Source organism: Streptomyces sp. NPDC007901, from assembly GCF_042959465.1.
In the GTDB taxonomy this organism is placed as follows: Bacteria; Actinomycetota; Actinomycetes; order Streptomycetales; family Streptomycetaceae; genus Streptomyces.
This window is the reverse complement of record NZ_JBIBKW010000003.1, coordinates 705,340-731,015: the sequence shown is the minus strand read 5'-3', so window position 1 is coordinate 731,015 and position 25,676 is coordinate 705,340. Positions and strand designations below refer to the sequence as shown.

The window sequence follows — 25,676 nt, the reverse complement described above, 5'->3', positions numbered from 1 at the left end:
CCAGGCTCAGGCTGCGTGGTCCGCCGGCGGGGGCAGGGCCGCCGCGGGTTCGTTCGGGAAGAGCCGCTGCAGCGGCCGCACGATCAGGCGGGTGGCGCCCCAGGCGAGGAACAGCGCTCCCGCCGGGGCGGCAAGGCGCAGCGACCCGGCGACCGGTCCGGGAGGCCGGAACACGGTGAGCAGCACGGCAGCCGAGACACTCAGGGACCAGGCGAGCGCCGTCAGGAGCGAGAGTGCGAGTGCCACGGGCACCCCGCCCATGCGCCAGGGCCGGAGATCGACGTCCGCGTCGAAGCCGCCGGCATCCGTCAAACGCGCCAGGGCCAGAAGCCAGAAGCAGACCACGACGACGAGGGCGGTGGTCGGCAGGATGGTGGGCAGGCCGGTGGCGGCCACCAGAAGCGTTCGCATGCTCCCGCATCCCCCTTCGCCGACCATGTCCATGGGCGCGCGGCTCCGCTCCGTTTTCCGGTGCCGGCACCTGCCGGTGTCCGGCACCGGAATCATCCGCCGTGCTCCCCACGAACCATGCTCCACGACCAAAGCCACCCGGCGCATTGCCGGTGTCCGGCAGTGTTCACTAAGGTCTGGATGCCGAGGACCGCTAAGGAAACGTCAGCGGCGCGTCAAGATTTCGGGGGACGACGTGACGGACCGGCACATACCTGAGCAGTACCTCGACGGCTACGACCGCATACTGACCGAGGTCTCCGCCACCGGCCGGCGCCTCACCCGGGACGAGATCGCCTCCCGGCGCGCACTGGGAGAACAGGCCGCCGAGGCCGGCCACGGACTGCGCGCCCTGGTCAGCGCCCACCTCACCGCCGCGCGCACGGCCTGGCCCACCGCCACCGGCTCCGCGGACGAGGCGCTCGCCGCCGTCCAGCAGGTCGTCGACGCGTTCGCGGAGGGCTTCGAGCGCGCCCAGCTGCTCGCGGTGCGCCAGGAGGAGGCGGCCCGCCGGGAGTTCATCGACGACCTCCTCTACGGCCGCAGCAACCTGGGCCGACTCTCCGAGCGCGCCGAGCGCTTCGGCCTGCGTCTGTCCCACGCCCATGCGGTCGCCGTCGCCCAGGGCGCCACCGCCTACGGCGAGGGCGACCCGGTGCCGAGGCGGGTGGAGCAGACTGTCATCGCCCGGTTCGGAGACCGCAGCGTCCTGCTCACCACCAAGGACGGCAGAATGCTGTGCATCGCGCCCGGCCACCAGACCGACGTCCTCGCCCACTTCGCCAAGCAGGCGCACGCCGCCACCGACGGCGGCCGGGTCGCCATCGGCCGCGCCCAGCCTGGCCCCGGCGGGGTCGTCCAGTCCTACGAGGAGGCGCTCAACGCGCTCGAACTGGCCGAGCGCCTCGGCCTCGACGACCCGGTCCTGCGCGCCGCCGACCTGCTGGTCTACCCCGTCCTCACCCGCGACCGGCAGGCCATGGCAGACCTCGTCCAGGACACCCTTGGCCCGCTCGTCACGGCCCGCGGCGGCGCCGAGCCCCTCCTCGACACCCTCACCGCCTACTTCGACTCCGGCTGCGTGGCCACCGAGGCGGCCCGCCGCCTGTCCCTGAGCGTGCGCGCACTGACGTACCGCCTGGAACGCATCCACAAACTCACCGGGGCAAACCCCGCGGACCCGACCCACCGGTACATGCTCCAGACGGCGGTCATCGGGGCACGGCTGCTGGACTGGCCCGCCACGCCCCTGTAACGCCCCGAGCACCGGACGGGCGAGAGCCGCGGACCTCAGCCCGCGGCCGGGCCATCGCCCTGCTCGCCCAGGTTCTCGGCGAACTGGTGGAGGTCGGCCAGGGCAGCGTCCATACGGCGCTTGTGCGCTCCGGTCCAGGCAGCGAGCTGATCGCGCCCGGCGCCGGTGAGGGTGACCCCGGAGGCCCGGCGATCGACGGGGGCGACCTCGCGGACGACCAGCCCCGCGGTGCTCATCTGCCCGATCAGTCCGCTGACGGTACGGAGGGCCAGGCGCTGGCGGACGGCCAACTCACCGATCCTGACGGGCGAGTGTTCGCCGAGCACCTGAAGCAGCTCGACCTGGGCCATGGGCAGCGTCTCCCTCGGGTAGTCGGTGCGGATCGAGGCACGCAGCGCCCGGCGCAGCCGGGTCACGGCCTCGGTCAGCAGCCGGGCGTCCGGCGCCCCTGCGCCGGCCCCGGGCAGAGGCGCATCTGAGCGGGGCTGCACGGACATGAGGCCAGGGTGGTCGGAGGCACGCCGGCATCCACCCGCCCTGCCGGACACCCCGGCAACCGATCCTCCTGATGTCCGAGCCCGGAAGCCGCCGCTCCGCCTGACCGGGAGCGCGCGCCGACGCCCCCTCGCAGCAGGACGCCATTTGCGTGACCATGACCCCACCATTACATCGACCAACGAACTATTGCACTATCGTTCCGTTGGGGCCCGCGGCGACACCGCCAACACCGCAGCCCGAACGGTGGAGGAATGTCCAAACGGCGCCGCCGCGCGCCCGCCAGCGACATCACAGCGCCCCGGACGGAGGGGTGAGTCATGTTGATCGAGCCTGACGGGGATATCACGATCCGCCACGTCATCGACCACCTCACAACCTCCTACGGCGGCAGCCGCGCACCCGACGAAGTCGAAGCAGCGGCCGCCACGGCACACACCTCCTTCGGGAGCCCGCCCATCCGGACCTACCTCCCGGTGCTCGTGGAACGGCGGGCCCGCCGGATCCTGGGCGACAATCACCGTGCTTCCGTGGGCACTTGACTCCTCCGGTGACCGACACAACCGCCCCGGTCGGCGCGCATCCTCGCCACAACCGTGCGGCGGGCCGCATCCCGCCCGCCGCCCAGGAGGCTTCGACCGCCCACCGAACCGGGGTCACCCCGCCCGATGACGGCCTTCACCACGACGACACATACGGCGCGCAGCGGAGCGGGTGCGCGGTGCACCTGACGGGCGGAGCTGGTTCGGAGCCCGCCTGACGCACCTTCCCGTATCCACGATTCGTTCACATGTACGCCGACGCCTGAGGGTTGTACGCTGCAAAGGTGGAGGGGGAAAAGTATCGCTTCGGTGAGTACGAGCTCGACGTGGCCGGGCATCTGCTGCACCGGTCCGGTGAGCCGGTCCATGTCGAGCCACGGGCCCTGGACCTGCTGTGCCACCTGGTCGGGCACCGGGACCGGGTGGTGCCGAAGAACGAACTCCTCGACGAGGTGTGGGGAGACCGTTTCGTCAGCGAGGCCGCGCTCACCACGGCACTACGGACCGCCCGCCTCGCCGTGGGCGACACCGGCAGCCGACAGGACCTGATCCGCACCGTCCACCGGCGAGGCTACCGGTTCGTGGCTCCGGTGACGGTCGTCGGGAGCGACTTGCCCACAGTCCAGGAGCCTGAGGTCGTCGCCGAGGCGGCATCAGTCGACCGGCCGAGCGGCTTCGACAGCCAGACGATCCGGTTCTGCCGGGCCGGCGACGGCACCCGTATCGCCTATGCCAGTATCGGCTCAGGGCCGCCCCTGCTCAAGGCTGCCAACTGGATGTCCCACCTCGACCTGGAGTGGACGACCCCGGTGTGGTCCCACTGGCTGGGCGGCCTGGCCCGCAACCGCCGCCTGGTCCGCTACGACGAACGCGGTTGCGGACTCTCGGACTGGACGGTCCCCGGCTTCACGTTCGACGACTGGGTCGACGATCTCGACACCGTGGTGGAGGCCGCCGGGCTCGACCGCTTCCCGCTGCTCGGGGTCTCCCAGGGCGGCGCGGTGGCGGTGGCCTACGCCGCGCGGCGCCCGGAGCGGGTCAGCCGGCTGATCCTCGCGGGGGCCTACGCCCGGGGACGGCAGGTCCGGGCCCGGGACGACGCCGAGCGCGAGGAGGCGGCCCTCGACCTGGATCTGGCCCGGGTGGGCTGGCTCCACCAGGACCCCAGGTTCCTGCGGGTTTTCGCCTCCCAGTTCCTGCCCGAGGGCACACCGGACGACTGGGACGAGTTCACCGCCTTCCAGCGGCAGACCACCTCCCCCGCCAACGGGGTACGGTTCCTTGAGGAGTTCGCCCGGATCGACGTCTCCGCGATCGCCCACCAGGTGTCCTGCCCGACGCTGATCATGCACTCCCGTGACGACGAACGCGTACCGGCGGCGCAGGCCGGTGAACTGGCCGCGCTCATTCCGGACAGCCGGCTGGTCATGCTCAAGAGCCGCAACCACCTGCTCACCGCCTTCGAACCGGCCTGGGACGAGTTCCTCGCGCACATCGACGCCTTCCTGGCCGAGTGACGCGGACCGCGGACGGACGCCCGAAGCCCGGGACGACGGTCGGCCGATCGCGGTAGCTGCCGCGAGGGGACCGGCGCGCCGGCTGTGGGGCGACGGTACGCGGACGGCAAGGCGACAGAACTCCCCCGCCGTCTCCATGAGACCGCGCCCCGTACCGGCCGCCCGGGCACGGGTCTATGGAGGCTTCCCGACGAACCGCTTCCGGACGGTGGTTCCGACGCGCCCCGCAGCACCTCGCCGCACCTGGCCGCCCCACGTCGGAGTGGATCGCGTCAGCTGAGGACACCCCCTCAGCTTCCCCTCAGACAAGCCTCAGACCTCCCCCAAGCTCCAGCCTGCCGACAGGCCCGATGCTCGAACCACGCCGCGCAGAGGGGCACTCGACCGACAACGCACCCCGGCCCGGCATCCAGGAACAGCCAGGACACGAGAGAACAGGACAAGATCATGCGACTCGACAACACCAGGACGTCCGGCCAGGCCCGGAGTCGGCGGGGGCTGGCGCTGCTGATCGCCTCGGGGGCCGCGCTGGGCTCGCTGATGGTGGGAACGATTCCCGCGCAGGCCAACGACACCACCAAGGAGGTCTCGGCGGACGGCCAGTCGATCACGTTCTCGACCAGCGACAGCAGCCGGAACGTGAGCGGAAGCGTCTCGTTCGTGGTGAACGCGGACGGCAACTGGTCGATCACGGGGACCGCGCACAACTCGAACCTCCTCGTCCGCACGTTCCACTGGACGTGCGACCTGACCTGGGACGCCGCCGAGGTCAGCCACGCGACGGCGAAGAAGGCCGTGCCGGGCAAGAAGACCCGGACCATCAGCTCAGCGGCCTACGACCCCGACATCCAGGGTGACTTCGCCGCCATCGCCGACCACGGCAGGGCCGACTGCGACATCGTCATCGGCTGACACGCCACCGGACGGGGGAAGGCCATGAACATCTACGGCTGGGACACGGTCAGCGCGTTGTCGGTGGACTCGGCGAACCGTGTTCTGGCCGCGAACCGGGCCGACCGATCATGGACTTCGAGGCGACCGGAAGCCCGCTGTCGGCCCGTTGCCTCCGTCGAGGGAAACCTGGCGCCCGGCACATCGTGCCGGGCGGTTCCGGAAGCTTCCTCAGGCGAGCGGTACCGACCGACAGCGGCACCCTCACGTCCGTGAGTCACGGCGTCGACGCCGGCGCAGTCAGCCAGAACCCGTTCACCTGCTGGACCGGTTCCCACCGCCGGCAGACGGCGAGGGCCCGGAGTCGGCGCGGAGTCATCAGCATTCCGCCGGCCGTACTCCGGGCCTTCCGTGCGCTCAGTCGCCCGTCACCCGAGGGGAACCCGGCCAGCTCACCCCTCAGCGAGGAAGGCGTCGAGATGGGTCAGGAAGGTCGGCCAGGCAGGATCGTCGGCGGTGAACAGGTGGTTGCGGCTTTCGAGCAGGATCAGTCGGCTGTCCGGGATGAGCGACGCCAGTTCCAGCGCCTGTGCGACGGGGACCCGCGCGTCGTCGCGGGCGTGGACGATCAGCGTCGGGCAGGTAACCCGGTGGGCGATGCCCGAGACATCGATACGGGTGAACTCCTCCAGGAAGCGCAGGCCGTTGGCGGGCGAAGTGGTCTGCCGTTGGTAGGCGGCGAAGGCGTCCCACTCCGCGGGGGTGGCGTCGGCCAGGAACTGGGAGGCGAAGTAGCGCAGGAAGCTGCTGTCCTGGGAGCGCCATCCGGCACGCGCGACACTCAGATCGACCTCGGCGGCGTCCTGCTCGTCCTCGCCGGCGGCGCGGGCCAGCTGGCCGCGGGCGTAGGCGGAGGTGAGGACGAGCCTGCTCACCCGCTCGGGGTGGCGCGCGGCGTAGGCGACCGCCACCGCGGCGCCCTGGGACACGCCGAGCAGCGGGAAGCGGTCGAGGCCGGCGGCATCGGCAACGGAGTCGAGGTCGGCGACGAGGTCATCGAGGGTGAAGCTGCGCAGCGCCCACTCGGACAGGCCGCAGCCCCGCTCGTCATAGCGGATGAGCTGCCGTCCACGGGTGAGCCCGTCGAACCAGTGCGCCCACATCGGCGTGGTCCGGTCGAGATCGAGGTGGGTCAGCCAGTTGGCGGTCTTCACCAGAGGCGGGCCCTCGCCGGTCAGCGCGTAGGCGATGCGGGTCCCGTCGGCGGACCTGCAGAACCGGATGACCTCGTGGTCCGCCTCCGTCGCCGGGGGGCAACCAGGTGCGGCGGGCGGAGTGTCCAGGACCTCGGTCGTCCGCGCGACGAATCGGTAGCCGTGCGGAGGCACGGTGCGTATCAACTGCTGCCGCCCGTCATTGTCACCGATCACGAGTCGTGCGGTACGCAGCCAGTCCGCGAACGCGGCCTGGCTGGTCTCCCGCCCCTGCCCCATCCTGTCGAGCAGTTCCTCTTCGGACACGACACGGTCGCGGCATTCTATTAAATGACACAGCAGGTCCAGGGCGCGGGAATCGACATCGACAGGATGTCCGCCGTGGCTGAGCCGACGGCTGTCCGCGTCCAACGCGTACTGCCCGAACCGGTAAACCGCGCCGCTCACCCCATGACTGTATAACGGAGCTTCGTTATGGGGGAGTTGGAGGAGTGGCGAGTCCTGGACCGGGGCCACCGCTCAGGAACGCGCCGACTCGCGGTCCCGCAGTTCGCGGCGCAGGATCTTGCCGGAGGCCGCCTTCGGCACCGCCTCGACGAACTCGACCCGGCGGATCCGCTTGTACGGGGCCACCTGTCCCTCGACGTAGGCGATCAACTCGGACACGGATATCGGCACTCCGGACGCCGGCACCACGAACGCCTTGGGCACCTCGTTGCCCTCCTCGTCGACGACACCGATCACGGCCGCGTCGGCGACACCGGGGTGCTGTACCAGGACGGCTTCGAGTTCGGCCGGCGCGACCTGGTAGCCCTTGTACTTGATGAGCTCCTTGACCCGGTCGACGATGAACCAGTTGCCGTCCGCGTCGACGCGTGCGATGTCGCCCGTGTGCAGCCAGCCGTCCGCGTCGACCGTCGCGTCGGTGTCCTCCGGGCGCCCGAAGTAGCCCTTCATCACCTGCGGTCCGTGGATCCACACCTCGCCCGGCTCCCCCGCCGCCGCGTCCCGGTCGGTGTCCGGATCGACCAGCCGGGCCCGGGTCGACGGGAGCAGTCGACCCACGCTCCCGACGGGCTCGTCCCGGTCACCGTCGGCGTGCAGGTGGCTGACGGGGGACAGCTCGGTCATGCCGTACCCCTGCCCGACCTCCACGCCCAGCCGCTCGGCCACCGCCGACTGCACCCCGGCGTCGAGGGGAGCCGCCGCCGAGATGACGCGCCGCAGGTGCGACAGGTCCAGGCCGTCGACCGCGGGGTGCTTGGCCAGTGCCAGCATCACCGGAGGAGCGACGTAGGCGTGCGTGATCCGGTCCCGTTCCAGACTGGTCAGGAACTCGTCGAGATCGAAACGTGCGTGCACGTACACGGTCGCGCCGCGCTGCAGCGCGTTGTTGACCAGCGCGGTCAGCCCGAAGATGTGGAAGAAGGGCAGGATCGCGATGACCCGGTCACCCTCGTCGACCCGGTGCAGGCCCTGCATCTGCTGGAGGTTGGTGCAGAGGTTGCGGTGGGTCAGCATCACGCCCTTGGGCACGCCCGTCGTACCGCTCGAATACGGCAGCACGGCCACGTCCACGGCAGGATCGATCGCGCACTCCGGTACATCGCCGTCGCGAACCAGCCCCAGCACCGGGCGGTGACCGTCGGCGGTGTCACAGACCAGGATCTCGATGTCCAAGCCGGTCTGCCCCCGCACCAGCTCCACCGCTGCCCGCGCACTCTCGACCAGCGCCGACACACTCACCATCAGCCGCGCCCCGGAGTCGATCAGCTGCTTGGCGATCTCGGCCGGCCGGGCCAGCGGCGACAGCGTGGTCACCGTCCCGCCCGCCGTGGTGGTGGCGTAGAGGACCACGGGGAACAGGATCGTGTTCGGCATGTGCAGCGCGACGACATAGCCCTTGCCGACGCCCTCGGCCGCCAGGCCCGCCGCGAGCCCGCGCACCGACTCGGCCAGTTCGGCGTAGGTGAGGGTCCGTCCGCCGGCCACGTCCACCATGGCCGGCCGTGTGCCGCGGCGGGCGGCATCGGCGAGCACCCATTCATGGACGGGACGGTCGACCGCGGCGACGTCCGGGTAGCTGCTCTCGTAGATCATCGAAGCTCCGTCTCTCCGGTCGGGACATGGTGCGGGACCGCTGGTGATGCGCGACCGGGCGCTGTCCTGGCTCAAACCGGGTCGGACCGACCCGGACCTCTTGAGCATCGGGTCCACGGCCCCCCAGGACTTGGTGAAACCCTGAGGCTTCGCTGAGGAGGAACCGGCGAGAGCGCTCCGGAGGGCATCCATGCCTCCGCTGCGATATGTCAGGCCCCGGTGAGCAGGTGGCGGACGACGTAACCGGCGGAGTCCACACCTGTGCTGCCGCCTTCGACGAGGGCGGCGACGGCGATGCTGGAGTCGTACGCGGTCAGCCAGCCGTTGGTGTGGTCGCCCTCCTCCGCGGTGCCGGTCTTGGCACCGACACCCGCCAGACCGCCCAGCCGCGGTGCGGCGGTGCCGCTGATGGCGACGGTACGCATCATCGACTGCAGGTAGTTGGCCGTACGGGCGGAGATGGGCCGGGGCGCGGTGTCCTGGTGCTGGCCGGGCAGGATGACCGGCTGCTTGAAGCCGACGCCTCGGACGGTTGCCCCCACGGACGCCAGGAACAGCGGTGTGGCCGTGACCCTTCCCTGCCCGATGAACTGGGCCGCCTGGTCGCCGCCCTGGACGTCCGGCGGAATGCTCGGGTCGGTGGTGGCCACCCCGCCTCCGATGGACCAGCTGCCCATACCGAAGACGTTCACGGCCTCGTCGTGCAGGGCGGAGGCGTCCCCGTCGTGCACGAGGTAGTGGAAGCCGTCCTTGATGAAGCCGGTGTTGCACGACACCGTGAACGACTGGGCGATGGTGGCGGCCGGGTTGGCCGTCACTCCCGAGTCGTTGTGGAAGACCTGGCTGTTGGCCGTCAGCGAGTCCGTGCAGGGAGCAGGGCTGTTCGGCGTCAGGCCCGCCTGGTCGAAGAGGGCCGCCGACGTGATGATCTTCATGGTGGAGCCCGGTGACTTGATGCCGTTGATGGCGATGTCGCCGTCCGCGCCGGTGTGGGCGAGCGCGAGGATGTGGCCGGTTCGCCAGTCGAGTGCCACCGTGCCGGCGGGCTTGCCCTGGAGGTGGGCGTCGGTCACCGCGTTCTCGGCCACGGCCTGGAGGGACGCGTCGATGGTCGTCTTGATGACAGGTGACTTGCCCTTGGTGAAGACCTTCAGCGCCTTGACTCCGGCACCGCTCGCGTCCACCACGGCGACCCCGGTGCCGGGGGTGCCACCCGCGGGGGTGGCGTTCTTGCGGATCGTCGCCACGATGTCGCGCAGTGACGAGAACCGGGCGAGGTCCGTCCTGCCGTCGCTCGCCACCACCTTGGCGGTGCCGGCGTCAGCGGGGAGCTTGCCCGCGGTCAGCGACTGGTCGTCGCCCAGGCCGGGGTAGAGAACAGAGTTGTTCCAGTGCAGCGCCAACTGGCCATTGGTGCTCTGCCGGACCGCCACCGCGCTCGGGTAGGTCCAGGTGCCGCCCGCCACCCGGGCCGTGACGTCGAAGGTGACCTTGGTGGCGCCCGTCGTGACCGTCGACGGGCCCGCCGACGTGACCTGCGTGAAGGCCAGCGACTTCAGGTGCAGACCGCCCGTATATCCCCGCAGGGCCGAAGCGGCAGTGGCCGATGCGTCGGTGTGGCTCGCCGCCTCGCCGTACTGCTGTTTCGCCCAGCTGTCCAGGAACGCCCGGGTCAGCGTGATGGCCTTGGCATCCGAGGGTGGCTCGCTCGACACGGCCGTCGGGTCGAACCCGCGCGCCGCTTTGGTCTCGCCGTTCTGAGCCGTCCCGGAGGACATCGCCTGCACGACGTTGTAGGCACCGATTCCCCCGAGGACGACCAGGGCCGTACACGTACCGGCTATCCCGATCTTCGCAGCTCTGTTCACACTGACGGATCGTACGCTCGTTTGCACTGTGCAAGTGTCGGCATGTGCGGATCGTTATATGGCTCTGAAAATCGACCAGGGTCGCTCTTCACCTCACTCGGTCCGCCGTTAAGCGGAGTGGAGAGTTCTCACGAGCGCCACGCGTATGCCTGGCCGGGGTCGCCCGCTCGCGGAGTGTGCGGGCGGCGCCGACTGGTCGGGGGCGCCTGCGGCGGCGCTCCGCGTTGGGGTTCACCCACCCGGCCAGTGCGTCATGCATGTAGCGCGAAGGGGTGACGCCGCGGTTCTAGATGCGGGCAGCAGGAGTGTTCTGCTCCAGACGGGCGCCCAGGGTGGCGGCGAAGTCCTCGGCGCGGGCCAGCTGGACCCGCAGCTTCTCCACCTGCTCGTCGGCAGCCTGCTGATACGTGCGGATACGCTCCAGGAGGGCCTCGCGTTCGCCGGCGTCGAGAGCGTCGTCGCGGTCCAGGCGGTCGGTGGCGTCCAGCAGGTCGCGCATCTGCTCCAGGGTGAAACCGAGCGGTTTCATCCGGCGGACGACCATGAGCCGGGCGACATCGGTCTCCGTGTAGAGGCGGAACCCGCCCTGGGACCGGGCGGAGGGGATGACCAGGCCGGACTCCTCGTAGTGCCGGATGGTGCGCAGGGACAGCTCCGTCCGCGCGGCGACCTCGCCGATCTGCATGTGCTTGTCGTCCACGCCCGTACTCCTGGCCCTTCCCGTCGTGGCGGCCGCGTCCCGTACAACCCCACCGACCTCTACTCTAACGTTAGGGTAGAGTTGTTGACCGTGGGGGCGACCCAGGTGCGCCCCCGCTGCCGTTCCGGGGCCGATGGCGCCCCCGGCGAAGATCCGAACCTTGCAGGAGAGAGCGTGCGCGAGCCCATGACGCTGATCGCCGCCGCCTGCCCGCCGTGACCCTTCGCCTCCGGACGCGAGGGCCTGGCCGTCCATAGCGTGCCCTTCGGCCTCGCGTCCCTTTCGACTTCCGGTCCGCTCTGCGGGCCGTCCGCGCGGGGCCACCCCGGCACCCGCACGTCCTCCCCGCACGCCCCGGCCTTGAGATGGGGTGTGCCCGAGCACGACAGGTACGCGTCTCCTTGTCTTCTGCTGCTGTGACTCCCGCCGCGCGCCTGCGCGGCCTGCGCCCCGACTGGCTGAACGACCCGAAGGTCTGGCGCACCGAGATCCTGGCCGGCCTGGTCGTCGCCCTGGCTCTGATCCCCGAGGCGATCTCGTTCTCGATCATCGCCGGAGTCGACCCGGCGATCGGCCTGTTCGCCTCCTTCACCATGGCCGTCACCATCTCCGTCGTCGGCGGACGCCCCGCGATGATCTCCGCCGCCACCGGCGCGGTCGCTCTCGTCATCGCGCCCATGAACCGCGAGCACGGCCTGGGCTACCTGGTCGCGACCGTCATCCTGGCCGGTGTCTTCCAGGTGATCCTCGGCGCGGTCGGCGTGGCCAGGCTCATGCGGTTCGTGCCCCGCTCGGTGATGACCGGCTTCGTCAACGCCCTCGCCATCATGATCTTCATGGCGCAGGTGCCGGAGATGCACGATGTGCCCTGGCCGGTCTATCCGCTGATCATCGGCGGGCTCGCGTTGCTGGTGTTCTTCCCGAAGGTCACCAGGGTGATCCCGGCGCCTCTGGTGTCCATCATCATCCTCACCGTGATCACCGTGGCCGCCGGGATCGCCGTGCCCACGGTCGGCGACAAGGGCAGGCTGCCCTCCTCGCTGCCGGTGCCCGGCCTGCCCGACGTGCCCTTCACCCTGGACACCCTCACCACCATCGCGCCCTACGCCCTCGCCATGGCGCTGGTCGGCCTGATGGAGTCGCTGATGACCGCCAAGCTGGTCGACGACATCACCGACACCCATTCCTCCAAGACCCGCGAGTCCATCGGTCAGGGCATCGCCAACATCGTCACCGGCTTCTTCGGCGGCATGGGCGGATGCGCCATGATCGGCCAGACCATGATCAACGTGAAGGTGTCCGGCGCCCGCACCCGCCTGTCCACCTTCCTCGCCGGCTCCTTCCTCATGGTGCTGTGCATCGCCTTCGGCCCGGTCGTCTCCGACATCCCCATGGCCGCCCTGGTCGCCGTCATGGTCATGGTCTCCTTCGGCACCTTCGACTGGCACTCCATCGCCCCCAGGACACTGAAGCGGATGCCCGCCGGTGAGATCACCGTCATGGCCGTCACCGTGACCGTCGTGGTCGCCACCTCCAACCTCGCCATCGGCGTCGTAGTCGGCACCATCACCGCCATGGTCATCTTCGCCAAGCGCGTCGCCCACCTGGCCACCGTCACAGCCGATACCGACCCCGACGCCAGCACGGTCGTCTATTCCGTGACCGGGGAGCTGTTCTTCGCCTCCTCCAACGATCTCGTCGGCCAGTTCGACTACGCAGGCGACCCGAAGAAGGTCGTCATCGACCTCTCGGCCGCACACGTCTGGGACGCCTCCTCCGTCGCGGCCCTGGACGCGATCGAGACGAAGTACGCCCAGCGCGGCAAGACCGTCGAGATCACCGGCCTGAACGACCCCAGCGCCGACCTCCACGGCAAGCTCACCGGCGAACTCGCCGGCAGCCACTGAACCCAGCGCCCCAACACCAGAGGACACCAGCGCAACCGGCCGGGGTCCTCTGGTTTCTCCCCAGGGCCCTACGTAGGCGAATGGTCTCGGTAGGCGCCGGATACGTGGGGAGATCCACTGAGCAGGTGTGGGTCATCCCCGAGCAGGGAGTGGGGAGACAAATATCCCCATCAACGGCACAACATGACCCGTCGGTCCCGGCTCCGCACTCCGCGGGGGCCGCGGGACCGACCGCGTCGGCACCCGCCCCGGCGTCCGCCTGCTCCTGGGCGCCTGGAATGATGGCGGCCGCCATGAACGTCCCGGTACGGGCTGCCACCGATCTGAGACTGCTGAGAGCCTCGGTGTTCTCAGCGGTCTGCGTGGCGCTGGCCGCGGGCGGCCACATACTGGCCTCGGGCGGCGCGGTCCCGCTGTGGTCCCTGACGGCCGGCTGGGCCGCGGTGCTGGGTCTCGTGGGTCCCCTGGCCGGACGGGAACGGTCGCTGCCCGGCATCGCGCTCGCCCTGACGGGCGGCGAGTTCGGCCTGCACCTGCTCTTCGCGCTCGGACAGGGCTCGGCAGCCTCGGCGCCGGCCGACCGTTCCAGTCAGGTCGTGGCGCTGGCCGAACGGTTCCTGTGCGGGGCCGACGCGGCGCGTCTCACACCGGCCGGTGCGGTCCGGATCCTGCGGCAGGCTCACATCGACCCGGCCCGTGCCGTCCCTGTCACGCACGGCACGCAGGGCATGACGGGTATGGCCGACATGGCGGGCCACGGTGGCCACGTGATGGCGCTGAGTTCGATGTTCACGGTGCCGATGCTCACCGCGCACGTGGCCGCCGCCGTCGTCACGGGCTGGGTGCTGCGCCGCTGCGAGGTCGCGCTGTGGCGCGCCGTCCGGCTGCCGGCGGTGACGGCGGGCCGGCTGGCCCGGCTCGCCCTGCTGCGGCGGCTGGTCGCACTGCTCGCCATGGTCCCGGCGCAGATGCGGGCCGCGGCACTGCTCAGACGGTTGCTTTCCCTGCTCGCCCCGCGTCGGACGGGGGACACGGGCATACGGCACCTGCGGTCCGCCGCGCTGTGGACGTGCGTCGTCCGACGTGGGCCGCCCACGGCGGTCGCGGCGGCCTGAGCCTCCCCGCGTGCGCATGTGCCCGGGGTGGGTTGCGGCTGCCCTGGTGCGAGGGTGAGATCCCCGTTCCTGTCCTCCGGGTTCCACGGAGAACGGTCTTCGCGGTCGCCAGACGCGTCATGCTGCGTTCCGCCCGCCGCACGGAGTCTCCTCCCTCCCTCCCCGCATGTGCGCCGCCCGCTGACGCGTGAGCGTGCGACATGCCCCGCTGCCTCGCACGCAGGAGACTCACCATGCACATCTTCATCCGGCGCCGGACGGTCGCGACCGCGACGTTCCTGGTCGCCGCCGGGCTGGGCCTGACCGCCTGTGCCGACACGTCCGGCGAGCAACCGGTCCCCGTCGCCGCCGCCCCTTCCTCCTCGGCGGCACCCGGCACGGTCCCGCTGGACACACCGGACACCAAACCCGCCCTGACCCTCACCGACCAGAACGGCAACCCGTACGACCTCGTCAAGCGGACCGCGGGTCACCCGACACTGCTGTACTTCGGCTACACCCACTGCCCCGACGTGTGTCCCACGACGATGGCCGACATCGCGCTGGCCGCACGGAAACTGCCCTCGGCCGACCGGGCCGACCTGCGCGTGGTCTTCGTCAGCACCGACCCCGCTCGTGACACCCCCCTGCGCCTGCGGCGGTGGCTCGGCGCGATCGACCCCTCGTTCACCGGTCTGACCGGCGACTTCGCCGCCGTACAGAAGGCGGCGCGAACCCTGGGCGTCGGCATCTCCGCACCGGTGAGGCACAAGGACGGCACCGTGACCGTCAGTCACGGTGCCGAGGTGTTCGCCTTCTCTCCCAAGGACGACAGGGCCCACCTTTTCTACACCTCCGGTACTTCGGAGCGGCGCTACGCCGCCGACCTGCCGAAGCTCATCAAGGGAGAGACTCCGTGACATCTCACACCACCCGCCGTCCTCGTCCCGGTGGCATCCGCGTGGGAACCGCCGCACTGCTGTTGGGCTGCACCACACTGGCCGGCTGCTCCTCCCCGGCATCGACGTCCGCGACCCACGCGTCGTCTTCGCCGACCACGGGAGCCGTGACCTATGACGAGCCGGTGCTGACGGTGTCCGGTGCCTACATACGGCAGCCGCCGACGGCCGACATGGCCGCGGGCTACTTCACCGTCACCAACACGGGCCGGCAGCCGGACAAGCTCACCGGCGTGACCAGCGACGCCGCCTCCAGCGTGTCCATGCACCGCACCACTGCTGAGAACCAGATGGCGCCGGTGCAGGCGTTCACCATCCCGGCGGGCGGCAGTCTGGTGCTGCGCACCGGCGGGAACCACCTGATGCTGACGGGCTTCAAGAAGAAGCCGACGGCGGGCGAGACGATCACCCTGCGACTGCGCTTCGCGGCCTCCGACTCGATCACCGTACGGGTGCCGGTCGAACCGACGACCTACCAACCCTCGAACTGACGCACGGGAGAGGGCCCGACCGTCCGCACGGACACCGGCGGGTCCTCGCCCCTCCAGACATCCGCACCACCGCACTCCTGACGTTCGGCAAAGGCTTCGACATGCCCGAAGACACCACACGACACCACGAAGAACGGGGCTCCGTCTCCCGTCGGCGGCTGCTGGGCACGGCGGGTGCGGCAGGCACCGCGGGGCTCCTGGCCGGGGCGGGCGGCGGCACGGCCGCCTACGCCGCCGGACACCGCGCCGCCCTCCTCACCTCGGTCGGCAGTACCGCTGTCCCCTTCCACGGCACCCACCAGGCGGGCATCACCACGCCCCCGCAGGCCGTGGGTCACCTCGTCGCCTTCGACCTGGCCGACGACACCGGCCGAAAGGACGCCGCCGCGCTGCTGCGCCGCTGGTCGGCGGCAGCCGAGGCGATGGCCGAGGGGCACCCGCCCGCGGGTGTCGACGACCAGATCGCCCTGGACGCCGGCCCCTGCCGACTGACCGTCACTTTCGGCTTCGGCCTCGCCTTCTTCACCAGAACGGGCCTCGCCCATCGCGCCCCGGCCTCTCTCGTGCCTGTCCCCCGCTTCCCGTCCGACGCGATCGACCCGGAACGCAGCGACGGCGACCTGTGGATCCAGATCGGCGCCGACGACCCCCTCGTCGCCTTCCACGCTCTGCACGTCATGCAGCGGGAAGCGGCCCGAACGGCCCGGATCCGCTGGCAGATGAGCGGCTTCAACCGCGGTCAGGGGGCCACCACCCGCCCGCGGACCGTCCGCAACCTGATGGGCCAGCTCGACGGCACCGGCAACCCCCAGCCCACCGACAAGGACTTCGCCACCAAGGTCTTCGTCACGGACGGCCACGGAGACCAGGCGTGGATGAACGGCGGTTCCTACGCCGTCGTACGGCGCATCCGCATGCGCCTCGGCAACTGGTCCGACCTCACCCGCACCGAACAGGAACAGGTCATCGGCCGCCGCAAGGACACCGGAGCCCCTCTGTCGGCCCCCGCGGACGCGCCGGAGAGGACTCCCGTGGACCTGGACAAGTTCACCTCCGGCGGCTCCCTCGCCATCCCCGCCGACGCCCACATCCGCGTCGCCGCTCCCGGGTCCAACGACCAGGCCGCCATGCTGCGCCGCGGATTCTCCTACCACGACGGCTACGGCGCCGACGGACAGCCGGACGCGGGACTGCTGTTCATCGCCTGGCAGGCCGACCCCGCCGCCTTCGTCACGGTGCAGACGAAGCTCGACGGAGCCGACCACCTCACCCGCTTCATCCGCCACGAGTCCAGCGCCGTGTTCGCCGTCCCCGGCGGCGCCGCACCGGGCGAGTACGTCGGCCAGTACCTGCTGGAGGCATGACATGCACGGCATGCAGCACATGAACATGACCGGCCCGATGTGGATGCCCAGCGCGCCGCCGACCCTGGCCCGGCTGCTGGCCTGGCACCCCCAGCCGCTCCCGGTGGAACCCCTCGCCTGCCTCCTCGCCCTGGCCGCCTACGGCCTGGGAGTGTGGCGGCTACGGCGCCGCGGCGACCGCTGGCCACTCGCCCGCACCCTGCTGTGGACCATGGGTGTGCTCACCGTCGCGGCAGTCACCTGCACTGGGACGGGCGGCTACGGCATGGAGCTGTTCAGCGTCCACATGGTGCAGCACATGGTGCTGTCCATGCTCGCCCCGATCCTGCTCCTGCTCGGCGCGCCGGTCACCCTCGCCCTGCGGGCCCTGCCCACCGCCAGGCGCGGCCGTACCGGCCCCCGGGAACTGCTCACCCGGCTCCTGCACAGCCGTGCCGCGCGCGTGGGCTCCTCTCCGCTGTTCACCCTGCCGCTGTTCATCGCCAGCCTCTACGGCCTGTACTTCACCCCGCTGTTCGACTTCCTCATGGGCAGCTGGCTCGGCCACGAGTGGATGCTGGCCCACTTCCTAGCCACCGGGCTGCTGTTCTTCTGGCCCATCCTCGGTGTCGACCCCGCGCCCCGGCGCCCCTCCCATCTGCTGCGCCTGCTGGAGCTGTTCATCGGCATGCCCTTCCACGCCTTCTTCGGCATCGCCGTGATGATGTCCACGAGCCTGATGGCCGCCTTCTTCGCCCACCCCCCGGCCGTCTGGCACCTCGACCCCATGACCGACCAGAACACCGGCGGCGGCATCGCCTGGGCCTTCAGCGAGATCCCCACCCTGCTCGTACTGATGGCCGTACTCGTCCAGTGGGCCGGCAGCGACCGCCGCACCGCCGCCCGCACCGACCGCCAGGCCGACCGGGACAACGACGCCGAACTCCTCGCCTACAACGCCTACCTCGCCCGCCTCGCAGCCCACGACAAAGTCACGTCACCTACCCGGCGCTGAAGCACGGGGAGTTGCCCGTCCCGTCGGGGAGGCGGGACGGATGTCCAACGGGCCGCCCTTGAGCCTCGCGACTCCCCGGAAGCGGCGGCCATCGGATGGTGGTGCTAGCGCGCCGGGTGCGCCCTGGAGTCGGTCTCGGCGTACGGGTTGCCCTCGGCCGGAGTCACGCGCCAGAAGGTTTCCGCCACCGCCTTGAACTGACGATGTGCCGGATTCAGGCCGGTGTGCTTCAGAGCCCAGACCTCCACCGGCAAGCGCTCGTTGTCCGTCGGCTGCGCCTGCGCCCCGCACTTGAGGCACACAGCCGAGTAGATGCCGGACGGGGCGCCTTCGGCCGTCTCCGCCCCGAGTGTCCATTCAGCGGCGGTGATGATCGCGCGCATCACAGTTCGCCCTTGCTGCGCCGGTTCGCCTCGGTCACGAGGGCATGCATCCTGCTGCGACTGCCCGCCGCGGTGCAGCGCGGGCACGCGCACGGCGGATACCCACTGGAAAAGTCGAGCACCTCCGCGGGCTCCACGGTGTGCTTTCTGCACACCTGCGTACGGGTGCCTGTCTCCGGGTTCACCCTGTAGACCTCGATCGTCATCACTCGGCATACCCCCAGGGGTCCACCTGGGCGCCTGTCCGGCCCGGCCCGAAACATCCCCTGGGTGTCGACGTAGGGCCGCACAAGGGCGCCTGCCGTTTCCCAGGCTTCCTCGCCTCCCAGTCGCGCGGAGGGAACCACTCGGCGCGGCCTTGGGGCTGTGGCTGCCACGACTCGGCCGGAAGCTGGGCGTGCCGCTCCCCGCGGCGCCTGCAAGCGATGACCAGCCGTGTGCCCCAGACGTCCGGCGCGGGGCGCCCGCGGGGCTCCGGGTGCACTGTGAGGGGTGTGTTGGCGGCAGTGTGCTTGCTGGCCGTACGGTGCCCACGCAGGGCAGCTCTCACTCGATCGAGGGTCTGTGGTACGAATCGCACTGTCGGTCTGCTCCTGTCAGATCGGCCCCGCCCCGGGACCGTCGTGAGCGGTCGCCGGGGTCTTCGTGGTCTTCGACCGTAGGCGCAGCGAGAGAGGGGCAGGGGCACAGATTGTGCCCCTGCGTCAGGCAGCCAACAGACCGATCTTTACCGCGAGTTCGGACGCACGGCGGCGACGGGCCGGAACCTTGGATTCGGCTTCTTCAAGGACGATGCGCTTCGCATATCCGTTGTACTTGATCGTTTCCGGTGCAGCCTCGTGTGCCTTCTCCAGCGTGGCGAGGGCGACGTCAGGTTGCCCGTCGAGCTGGTAGCCACGGGCTTCCTCGATGCGGTGGCGGGCTCGTCGCGGCCTCGATTTGATCGTGACCGCGTCTGCGGCGGCGGCCTGTCGTACCGACTCGCCGCCCTGGCGTAGCTCCACGGCCACGGTGACCGCATGCGCGCCCATGACGGCGTGAGAGAACGACGTCACCGGGTGGTAGTAATCGTCGGGGAGCCGCTGGGCCATGGCGCGCGCCTGGTCCCAGTACCGCCATGCAGTGCCGGTCTCTGCCCTCCGGGCAGCGGTGTACCCGGCCTCGAAGGTGAGGGCCCCGGTGATGGCGAGAACATGGTCCGAGGCATCGGGCAGGAGCGGTTCGAGATATGCCAGAGTCTCCAGATTGATCGCGTCGGCAGCGTCGAAGTGCGCGGGCCCCGCGTCGCGGTGAGCCTGCGCGGCCAGCCACGCGGCCACCCCGATTGCGTGCGGATCCTCGGACTCCTGGGCAGCGATCAGACCCCGCTCGGCGACGCGCCACAACAGGGCAGCGTCCGGCTGATAGGCCACGAAGAACTGACACAGCGAATAGACCTCGGCGAGCACAGCCTGCGCCGCTCTGCGATCGGGGGCAGTCTCGGCCTGCCGCACGGTGAGTTGGGCATCCCGGATCAGATCCGGCAGCAACGCGCCGATCATCTCGCGGTGGTTGGGTGCCTCGTGCCGGGCCTTCCAGGCGCGGGTGAGCCTCGCCTGAAGGTGCGCGGCCAGGGGCGCCTCGTGCCGGCTCGTGAGCGGGAAGGCGTCAACAGCGGCTTTGACCGCAGCGAGGCGCGGGTGACCGGGGCCGCTGAACAAGTGGACGTGTACGGACTGGTTGCCGGTGAGATCCGACAGGTCACGGACACGCAGCAACTCAGCGATGTGCAGGACGGTCTCCAGCTTGGGCGTCTTCAGGCGTCCGGTCTCGACGCCCTTCACCCAGGATCCGGACTTGCCGAGCAGTCCGCCCAACTGGTCGCGTGTGATGCCCTTGCGGGTTCGCAGCATCTGTAGACGCTGGCCGAAGACCAGCGGATCGGCATACGGGTCCGGGGTAGCGTCTTCAGACGACACGGCCTTGCCCCTCCTCTGAACAGCTCGACACTGTCAGGGTATGGGGCAGGGCCGCTCCCGTGTGAGGATCCCGCCGCGCACGCCCGTCTCCCGGTCTTCCCCGGCTCCGGGCTCAGCCGCCCCGCGAGGTCACAACCGGCTTTCCGCTGCTGCCGTTTCCGCCATGCCCTGTGCCGGACCGAGGGCAGCCTGCTTGTCCTCGTGCTTGCGGAGGGCCAGTGAGTCGGCGATGCGCAGTACCGGCTTGGCGAGCACGAAGCCGATACCCATCACCAGCACGCCGGCGGCCGCGTCCATCAGGTAGTGATTGGCCGTGCCGAGTACCACGACCGTGATGACCACCGGGTAGACGATTCCCAGGGTGCGCACCAGCCGGTGCCGCCCCAGTCGGAAGAGTACGAGTCCGCACCACAGAGACCAGCCGACGTGCAGGCTCGGCATGGCCGCGTACTCGTTGGTGAGATGGCCCAGGCCCCGCGGCGCACTGGCGTCGGCACCCCACCAGCCGTAGGAGCTGTACTGGGCCATGGTGTCGATGAACGCGTGCCCACCGCTCAGCAGTCGAGGCGGAGCGGTGGGCAGTACGGCGAAGCCGACCAGGCCGATCAGGGTGGAGATCATCAGCCATGTGCGGGCCGTCCGGTAGTGCGCCGCGTGGCGGCGCCACAGCCAGACCAGGACAGCGGGTGTGACGACGTAGTGCAGCGACGCGTAGGCGAAGTCGGCGGGTACGCCCAGGAGGGCGTGGTCGGAGAAGAGCCGGTTGAACCAGTGCTCCGGATGCAGGTGCACCAGCTGCTCGGCATGCAGGATGCCCACCCCGCTCTTCACGGCATCGGCTGCCTCGCCCCTGATCAGCAGGCGTATCCCGGAGTACAGGACGTAGACGACGGCGAGCAGCGGCAGCTCGGTCCTCCGACGGAGACGGTCGCGATGTGCTGCAGAACGCATCGCGGAGGCGCTGATCGTCATCCGGATGTGGCTCCATGAGTTCTTCGCGGGCTGTGGGCCGATCGTTGCTCCTGGGGTGTGTCGGCCCCTGTCTCACCCAGGGGTGATGCGGGCTCCGAACACACAGGTGCCCGAACTCGTCGCTCACCGAATATATCGGTGCCCGAAGTTGCTCCCGCTGGAGCCCCGCCTTTTCGGGTTCGCTCACCTCTAGGTGCACAACCGACCCGGTGGCCGGCCGGAAGCGCGAGGCGGCCAGCGGCGACTGTTTGCGCTGTGTGCGGGCATAGCGAAGGGCCTGCACCCAAGCCCTTTCAGGTACAGGCCCTTCGGACACGGCAGAGACGTCATGCGGCACCCCTGCCGTGTTCGGGCGAGGTGGCCATCGCGCCTCAGGCGTGCTTACGCGGCGGTGTTCGCGCCGGCGCCCTTGCGGCGCCGCACGACGAACATCGCGCCAGCGCCGGCGACGACGGCGGCACCGCCGATGAGGCCGATCGCCGGGAGGTCGGAGGAGGAACCGGTGTGCGCGAGGCTGCCGGTGACCGGAAGCTGCTCGGAGCCGCCCTGCGGCTTCATGCCGGACTCGGGCTTGCCCGTCGGCTTGTCGCCGGTGGGCTTGGCGTCACCGGTGCCGGCCGGGGTGGTGCTGCCGGCCTTGAGGACCGTGAACTCGTACGAGTCCCCGTTGCCGTTGCAGGACGTGCCCTTGCCTGCGTAGATCGCGCTGCTCATGGCGAACGAGGAACCCGCAGGGGCCTTGGAGCTGACCCGGACCCGCAGGTCCATGTCGACCTTGGCGCCCTTGTCGATGGCGTCGATGACGCCGACGAAGGTACCCGGGACGACGTCGCTGCCGTCGCTGTCCTGGTACGAGTCGGTCCACTTGCCGGTCTGCGGGTCCTTGTACTGGAGCTGGGCCAGCTCGTAGGCGAGGGAGTCGTTGACGTTGACGTTGTCGTCGTACTCGGTGAACGTGTCGACCCAGACGTTCTTCAGGTCGGTGTCGGAGTTGTTCTGCACCGAGAAGGTGAAATCGTGCCAGCCGGAGCCGGCGACGATCTTGCTCGGCAGGCCGTCCACCGCGACCTTGAGGTTCTCGTCCAGGTTGAACGCGTCGCACTGGTCCGGAGTCCAGTCGCTGGGCTTCGACGGGGTCGCCGACGGCGTGGGGGACCCCGAGTCCGCGGGGGAGCTGTCGTCGGCGGCCGGGCTGGACTCGTCGGCCGCCGGGCTCGACTCATCGACGGCCGGGCTCGACTCATCAGCCGCCGGGCTCGACTCATCGACGGCCGGGCTCGACTCATCAGCCGCGGGGCTCGACTCATCAGCCGCAGGGCTGCTCGCCGATGCGGCCGGAGTCGCTGCGTCGTCAGCGAAGGCTGCCGGAGCCGAGAGGAGGGCGAGCGGGGCTATGACTGCCGTTGCGGCCGCGGTGACCACGGCACGGCGAAGCTTCATTTGTGAGGACCTCGACAGGACAGGCGGGCTGCGGTGGCGCAGCACGCATCGGAAGGCTCTCGCGTGTGGGGCGCGGGCGCGACTGTTGGTTACGCATGGGAGACCTGTGACCGGCGAGAAGAGTTGCCCTCACCTCAGAGGATCCCAGAGTGAAGTGCGTCACAACAGTGAACGCATCGAGCGCGGAAACCGTCAGGGGTTCAGGCCGTCACGGCGATGCGCGCGACCAGGTCCCGGCCCGTCTGCACGCCGAGTCCCAGCAGCGCCTCCAGCACGGGTACGGCGGACATCGACTCGCGCGGAGGCGGCGCTGGCCCAGATCACCGTAGAGCCCCGAAAGCGTTTGGGCGGTGGACCCAACTTGAGGGAAGCCTGGACCCGCCAGATCCTGGCCCTTCCCGACCCCGCACCGAAACTGATCCGCGTCCTGCCCGCATGGACGGCCCTGACCGTCGGCGGCTCCCGCTACGGAAGGCCACACGGCCGTGGCAACGGTAGTGCTGGACGCGCTCGGCGACAACAACGAGGCATGGTCCCGCTATACCGCCGGCCCGGCCTCGCACTCCGGACCAACAGCGCGGCTACGGCTCGGAGACGTTTTCGACGCTGCCGCGCAGGGAACAGGCTGACCGACCCCACCGAACGCGAAGTGACCGTCCGAGAGCGCCACCAGCGCCAAGCAAATTTCCGCACGCAATGGCAAGCAGGTCCATGGCCATCCCACCGCATGTCAGCCGCTTGGGAGAAAACTGGGAGAAGATCTTCTCCCAGAACCCCTGCGATACCTCACCACACCACCCGAGACCAACGGCACGACCTGCATAAACACCAACTCGGCCGGTAGTGATCTTGCCCGGACCTCATTCGGGACGAAGAGGTCGTGGGTTCAAATCCCGCCACCCCGACAGTGAAACACCAGGTCAGGCCCGGCGCTGAGAAATCAGCGCCGGGCCTGAATTGTTGTTCGGCCCCGTCTTGGCAGTCGACTTCGGGTACCGGCTCCCGGGACCCGTCTGACCGCACACGCAGCAGCGTGTGCGGTCAGAGCCAGTCCCAGTGCCTGAAAGCGAAGTACAGCGTCAGAGAGACAACGACGATGACGGCGCTGGAAACGATGAAACCCGACTGTTGTCCGAAGCCGGGGTAGGGAAGGTTCTGTCCGTAGAAGCCAGTGATCGCCGTGGGCACGGCGATGATCGCGGCCCAGCTCGTCACCTTCTTCATGATCAGGTTCATCCGGTTCGCCTGCACCGACAAATTGGTCTCCATCACCGAGGCCACCAGGTCGCGCAGCGACTCCGTCCACTCGCCGGCACGCAGCACGTGGTCGTACACATCGCGGTAGTACGGCTGCAGGGGGCCGTCGACGATGTCGAGGTCGGGGCGCATGAGGGCGTTGACGACCTCCCGCATGGGCAGGACCACGCGACGGAGCCGAACCAGTGATTTCCGCAGGGCGTAGGACTGGCGCTGTACGGTCTGGATCTGCCGGCCGCCTTCGGCGAAGAGCAGATCGTCAAGTTCCTCGATACGTTCGTCGAGTTGCCGTACCGCGGCGAAGTGCCCGTCGACGACGTAGTCGAGCAGGCCGTGGAGCAGAAAGGCGACCCCGTGTGCTGCCAGAGCCGGGGTACGGTCCCAGCGGGCAACCAACTCGTCGAGGTCGAACGCGGCGTCCTTGCGGACGGTGATCAGCGCGTGAGGCGTGAGGATGACCGCGAGCTCGCTCATCGTCAGTCCTGCGCCGTCCGCGGCGACGGCGACCGCGTAGACACTGAGGAAGTGATGGGTGCGGTAGCTGTCGAGTTTCGCCCGTTGTCCCTCGTGCAGCGCGTCCTCGAGAGCCAGCTCATGGAGACCGAGTTCCTCGCCGACCGCCGTGAACTCGGCGCGGTTCGGGCGGTACAGGTCCAGCCACACGATCGAAGACGGATCCGCCAGATGCCGGGAGATGTCACGGACCGGGAAGTCCTCCTCGACCAGGGAGCCGTCGCGGTACAGCCGAGTACGGGCCATGTCGCGCACCCTAACGGCACCAGCGGAGCATCAGCGGACACCACTACCGGACATCCACCCCGACGGGTGGGCCGGTGACTGACACGAAGAGATGGTGTGATCCACCCGGCCGACCTCCGCGAGTGACACAACTGGAACACCGTTGCCTTCAAGGGCCGACAGACGCGCCGTCCACATGGACGGCGGACAGCGGCCGGCCCGCCGCTGATACCGGGAGGCTGACGTCCTGCTGTTTCTTCTGCCAAACGCGGATGGGGCACAGCCGTGGGGCCCGCGTCCGGCAGGGCGGTCCGGCCGGCCACCCGACCTGCCCTTCTGCGTGGGATACCACCGCGTCTCCCGGCGCAATGCCCGACATCGCTCACATGCCACTTGCCTGAGCGAGGTCGGGCACTCGCCGTTAGCGTGAAAGGAAGGGGGCACGACAGGCCGCCTATTGCGTCGGAAAGTGGTGACCGAAGATGACGGAGACCGGACTGCCGAACCGGCCCGAGACCCCTCGCGCGGGATCATTGGGCGAGCGCGGCAGGAAGAGTGCGGGGGTGCCGCACGGAAGCGATCCGGGGTCGCGTGGCCGTACAACGATCGCCGACGGTGTGGTGGCGAAGATCGCCGGGATGGCCGCCCGGGATGTGCCGGGCGTCCATTCGATGGGCGGTGGGTTCGCCCGTGGCATGGGGGCCATGCGTGAACGGATGCCCGGTGCGGGCGGGAAGTCCGTCACCAGCGGAGTGAAGGTCGAGGTCGGCGATGTACAGACCGCTGTGGACCTGGAGATCGTCGTCGAGTACGGCGTCTCCATCATCGAGGTCGCGGGCGACGTCAGAGAGAACGTGATCGCTGCCATCGAGCGGATGACCGGTCTGGAAGTTGTCGAAGTCAACATCGCAGTCGGAGATGTACATCTGTTCGACGAGGACGAGGGACAACCAGAGCGGCGGCTCGAGTAATCGCTTGCCGGAGCCACGGCGAGCAAGGAGCGCGCGATGGGCATGGCTGACGGGGAACTCGGTGACCTCTTCCACACCCGCGAGCACGGTAACCGGCGACGGTGAGACCAGCCGCT

The 25,676-nt window shown here is 69.8% G+C and carries 23 protein-coding genes; 11 read left to right on the top strand and 12 right to left on the bottom strand.

The features are described from left to right. Positions 1-6: 6 nt before the first annotated feature. Positions 7-411 (bottom strand): hypothetical protein, encoded by a 405-nt coding sequence (locus ACFZDK_RS13590; RefSeq protein ID WP_390972195.1) that lies wholly within the window; start codon positions 409-411, stop codon positions 7-9. A 235-nt stretch (positions 412-646) separates the two neighbouring features. Between ACFZDK_RS13590 and ACFZDK_RS13585 the strand changes: the two genes are divergently transcribed. Next, positions 647-1,705 (top strand): helix-turn-helix domain-containing protein, encoded by a 1,059-nt coding sequence (locus tag ACFZDK_RS13585; protein WP_390972194.1) that lies wholly within the window; start codon positions 647-649, stop codon positions 1,703-1,705. A gap of 35 nt (positions 1,706-1,740) precedes the next feature. Here ACFZDK_RS13585 and ACFZDK_RS13580 read toward each other — a convergent pair whose 3' ends face one another. After that, a complete protein-coding gene (locus tag ACFZDK_RS13580; RefSeq protein WP_390972193.1) occupies positions 1,741-2,202 on the bottom strand; it encodes a MarR family transcriptional regulator in 462 nt (153 codons plus the stop codon). A 318-nt stretch (positions 2,203-2,520) separates the two neighbouring features. Between ACFZDK_RS13580 and ACFZDK_RS13575 the strand changes: the two genes are divergently transcribed. The 3 genes from ACFZDK_RS13575 (at position 2,521) to ACFZDK_RS13565 (ending at position 5,171) form a co-directional block, all read left to right on the top strand. Beyond that, entirely contained in the window at positions 2,521-2,742 is a 222-nt protein-coding gene (locus tag ACFZDK_RS13575; protein ID WP_390972191.1) for a three-helix bundle dimerization domain-containing protein, read from the top strand. A gap of 284 nt (positions 2,743-3,026) precedes the next feature. Further along, positions 3,027-4,259, top strand: coding sequence for an alpha/beta fold hydrolase (locus ACFZDK_RS13570; protein ID WP_390972189.1), 1,233 nt, complete (start codon positions 3,027-3,029; stop codon positions 4,257-4,259). A 447-nt stretch (positions 4,260-4,706) separates the two neighbouring features. Next, entirely contained in the window at positions 4,707-5,171 is a 465-nt protein-coding gene (locus tag ACFZDK_RS13565) for a hypothetical protein (protein ID WP_390972188.1), read from the top strand. 431 nt (positions 5,172-5,602) lie between these two features. Here ACFZDK_RS13565 and ACFZDK_RS13560 read toward each other — a convergent pair whose 3' ends face one another. The 4 genes from ACFZDK_RS13560 to ACFZDK_RS13545 all read right to left on the bottom strand — a co-directional run bounded on the left by ACFZDK_RS13560 (position 5,603) and on the right by ACFZDK_RS13545 (position 11,032). Beyond that, positions 5,603-6,811 (bottom strand): alpha/beta fold hydrolase, encoded by a 1,209-nt coding sequence (locus ACFZDK_RS13560; protein WP_390972186.1) that lies wholly within the window; start codon positions 6,809-6,811, stop codon positions 5,603-5,605. 72 nt (positions 6,812-6,883) lie between these two features. Continuing rightward, the gene (locus tag ACFZDK_RS13555) at positions 6,884-8,464 is read right to left on the bottom strand and encodes an AMP-binding protein (RefSeq protein WP_390972185.1); all 1,581 of its coding nucleotides are present in this window, start codon (positions 8,462-8,464) and stop codon (positions 6,884-6,886) included. Positions 8,465-8,673: 209 nt separating this feature from the next. After that, positions 8,674-10,332: a penicillin-binding transpeptidase domain-containing protein gene (locus tag ACFZDK_RS13550; RefSeq protein WP_390972183.1), complete on the bottom strand. Its 1,659-nt coding sequence runs from the start codon at positions 10,330-10,332 to the stop codon at positions 8,674-8,676. 286 nt (positions 10,333-10,618) lie between these two features. Then, positions 10,619-11,032, bottom strand: a complete 414-nt coding sequence (locus tag ACFZDK_RS13545) for a MerR family transcriptional regulator (RefSeq protein WP_390972181.1) — start codon at positions 11,030-11,032, stop codon at positions 10,619-10,621. Between the two features lie 401 nt (positions 11,033-11,433). Between ACFZDK_RS13545 and ACFZDK_RS13540 the strand changes: the two genes are divergently transcribed. The 6 genes from ACFZDK_RS13540 (at position 11,434) to ACFZDK_RS13515 (ending at position 17,841) form a co-directional block, all read left to right on the top strand. Next, entirely contained in the window at positions 11,434-12,939 is a 1,506-nt protein-coding gene (locus ACFZDK_RS13540; protein WP_390972179.1) for a SulP family inorganic anion transporter, read from the top strand. Positions 12,940-13,232: 293 nt separating this feature from the next. Further along, entirely contained in the window at positions 13,233-14,054 is an 822-nt protein-coding gene (locus tag ACFZDK_RS13535; RefSeq protein ID WP_390972178.1) for a hypothetical protein, read from the top strand. 233 nt (positions 14,055-14,287) lie between these two features. After that, positions 14,288-14,953, top strand: a complete 666-nt coding sequence (locus ACFZDK_RS13530; RefSeq protein WP_390972176.1) for an SCO family protein — start codon at positions 14,288-14,290, stop codon at positions 14,951-14,953. Continuing rightward, positions 14,950-15,483: a copper chaperone PCu(A)C gene (locus tag ACFZDK_RS13525; RefSeq protein ID WP_390972174.1), complete on the top strand. Its 534-nt coding sequence runs from the start codon at positions 14,950-14,952 to the stop codon at positions 15,481-15,483. The genes ACFZDK_RS13530 and ACFZDK_RS13525 overlap by 4 nt, the downstream gene beginning before the upstream one ends. 101 nt (positions 15,484-15,584) lie before the next feature. Further along, positions 15,585-16,847, top strand: a complete 1,263-nt coding sequence (gene efeB, locus ACFZDK_RS13520; protein WP_390972172.1) for an iron uptake transporter deferrochelatase/peroxidase subunit — start codon at positions 15,585-15,587, stop codon at positions 16,845-16,847. A gap of 10 nt (positions 16,848-16,857) precedes the next feature. Continuing rightward, the gene (locus tag ACFZDK_RS13515; RefSeq protein WP_390972519.1) at positions 16,858-17,841 is read left to right on the top strand and encodes a cytochrome c oxidase assembly protein; all 984 of its coding nucleotides are present in this window, start codon (positions 16,858-16,860) and stop codon (positions 17,839-17,841) included. A gap of 104 nt (positions 17,842-17,945) precedes the next feature. Here ACFZDK_RS13515 and ACFZDK_RS13510 read toward each other — a convergent pair whose 3' ends face one another. The 6 genes from ACFZDK_RS13510 to ACFZDK_RS13485 all read right to left on the bottom strand — a co-directional run bounded on the left by ACFZDK_RS13510 (position 17,946) and on the right by ACFZDK_RS13485 (position 24,610). Further along, on the bottom strand, positions 17,946-18,224 hold the full coding sequence (locus tag ACFZDK_RS13510) for a hypothetical protein (protein ID WP_390972170.1): 279 nt from the start codon (positions 18,222-18,224) through the stop codon (positions 17,946-17,948). Next, positions 18,224-18,430 carry a hypothetical protein gene (locus tag ACFZDK_RS13505; RefSeq protein ID WP_390972168.1) on the bottom strand — a complete coding sequence of 69 codons (207 nt, stop codon included), beginning with the start codon at positions 18,428-18,430 and terminating at the stop codon, positions 18,224-18,226. The genes ACFZDK_RS13510 and ACFZDK_RS13505 overlap by 1 nt, the downstream gene beginning before the upstream one ends. A gap of 498 nt (positions 18,431-18,928) precedes the next feature. Beyond that, positions 18,929-20,182: a helix-turn-helix domain-containing protein gene (locus tag ACFZDK_RS13500; RefSeq protein ID WP_390972167.1), complete on the bottom strand. Its 1,254-nt coding sequence runs from the start codon at positions 20,180-20,182 to the stop codon at positions 18,929-18,931. 129 nt (positions 20,183-20,311) lie between these two features. Beyond that, positions 20,312-21,154: a phosphatase PAP2 family protein gene (locus ACFZDK_RS13495; protein ID WP_390972165.1), complete on the bottom strand. Its 843-nt coding sequence runs from the start codon at positions 21,152-21,154 to the stop codon at positions 20,312-20,314. Between the two features lie 381 nt (positions 21,155-21,535). Further along, positions 21,536-22,594: an LPXTG cell wall anchor domain-containing protein gene (locus tag ACFZDK_RS13490; RefSeq protein WP_390972163.1), complete on the bottom strand. Its 1,059-nt coding sequence runs from the start codon at positions 22,592-22,594 to the stop codon at positions 21,536-21,538. A gap of 1,041 nt (positions 22,595-23,635) precedes the next feature. Then, on the bottom strand, positions 23,636-24,610 hold the full coding sequence (locus tag ACFZDK_RS13485; protein WP_390972161.1) for a CorA family divalent cation transporter: 975 nt from the start codon (positions 24,608-24,610) through the stop codon (positions 23,636-23,638). A gap of 461 nt (positions 24,611-25,071) precedes the next feature. Between ACFZDK_RS13485 and ACFZDK_RS13480 the strand changes: the two genes are divergently transcribed. Continuing rightward, the gene (locus ACFZDK_RS13480) at positions 25,072-25,560 is read left to right on the top strand and encodes an Asp23/Gls24 family envelope stress response protein (RefSeq protein WP_390972159.1); all 489 of its coding nucleotides are present in this window, start codon (positions 25,072-25,074) and stop codon (positions 25,558-25,560) included. Positions 25,561-25,676 lie beyond the last annotated feature (116 nt).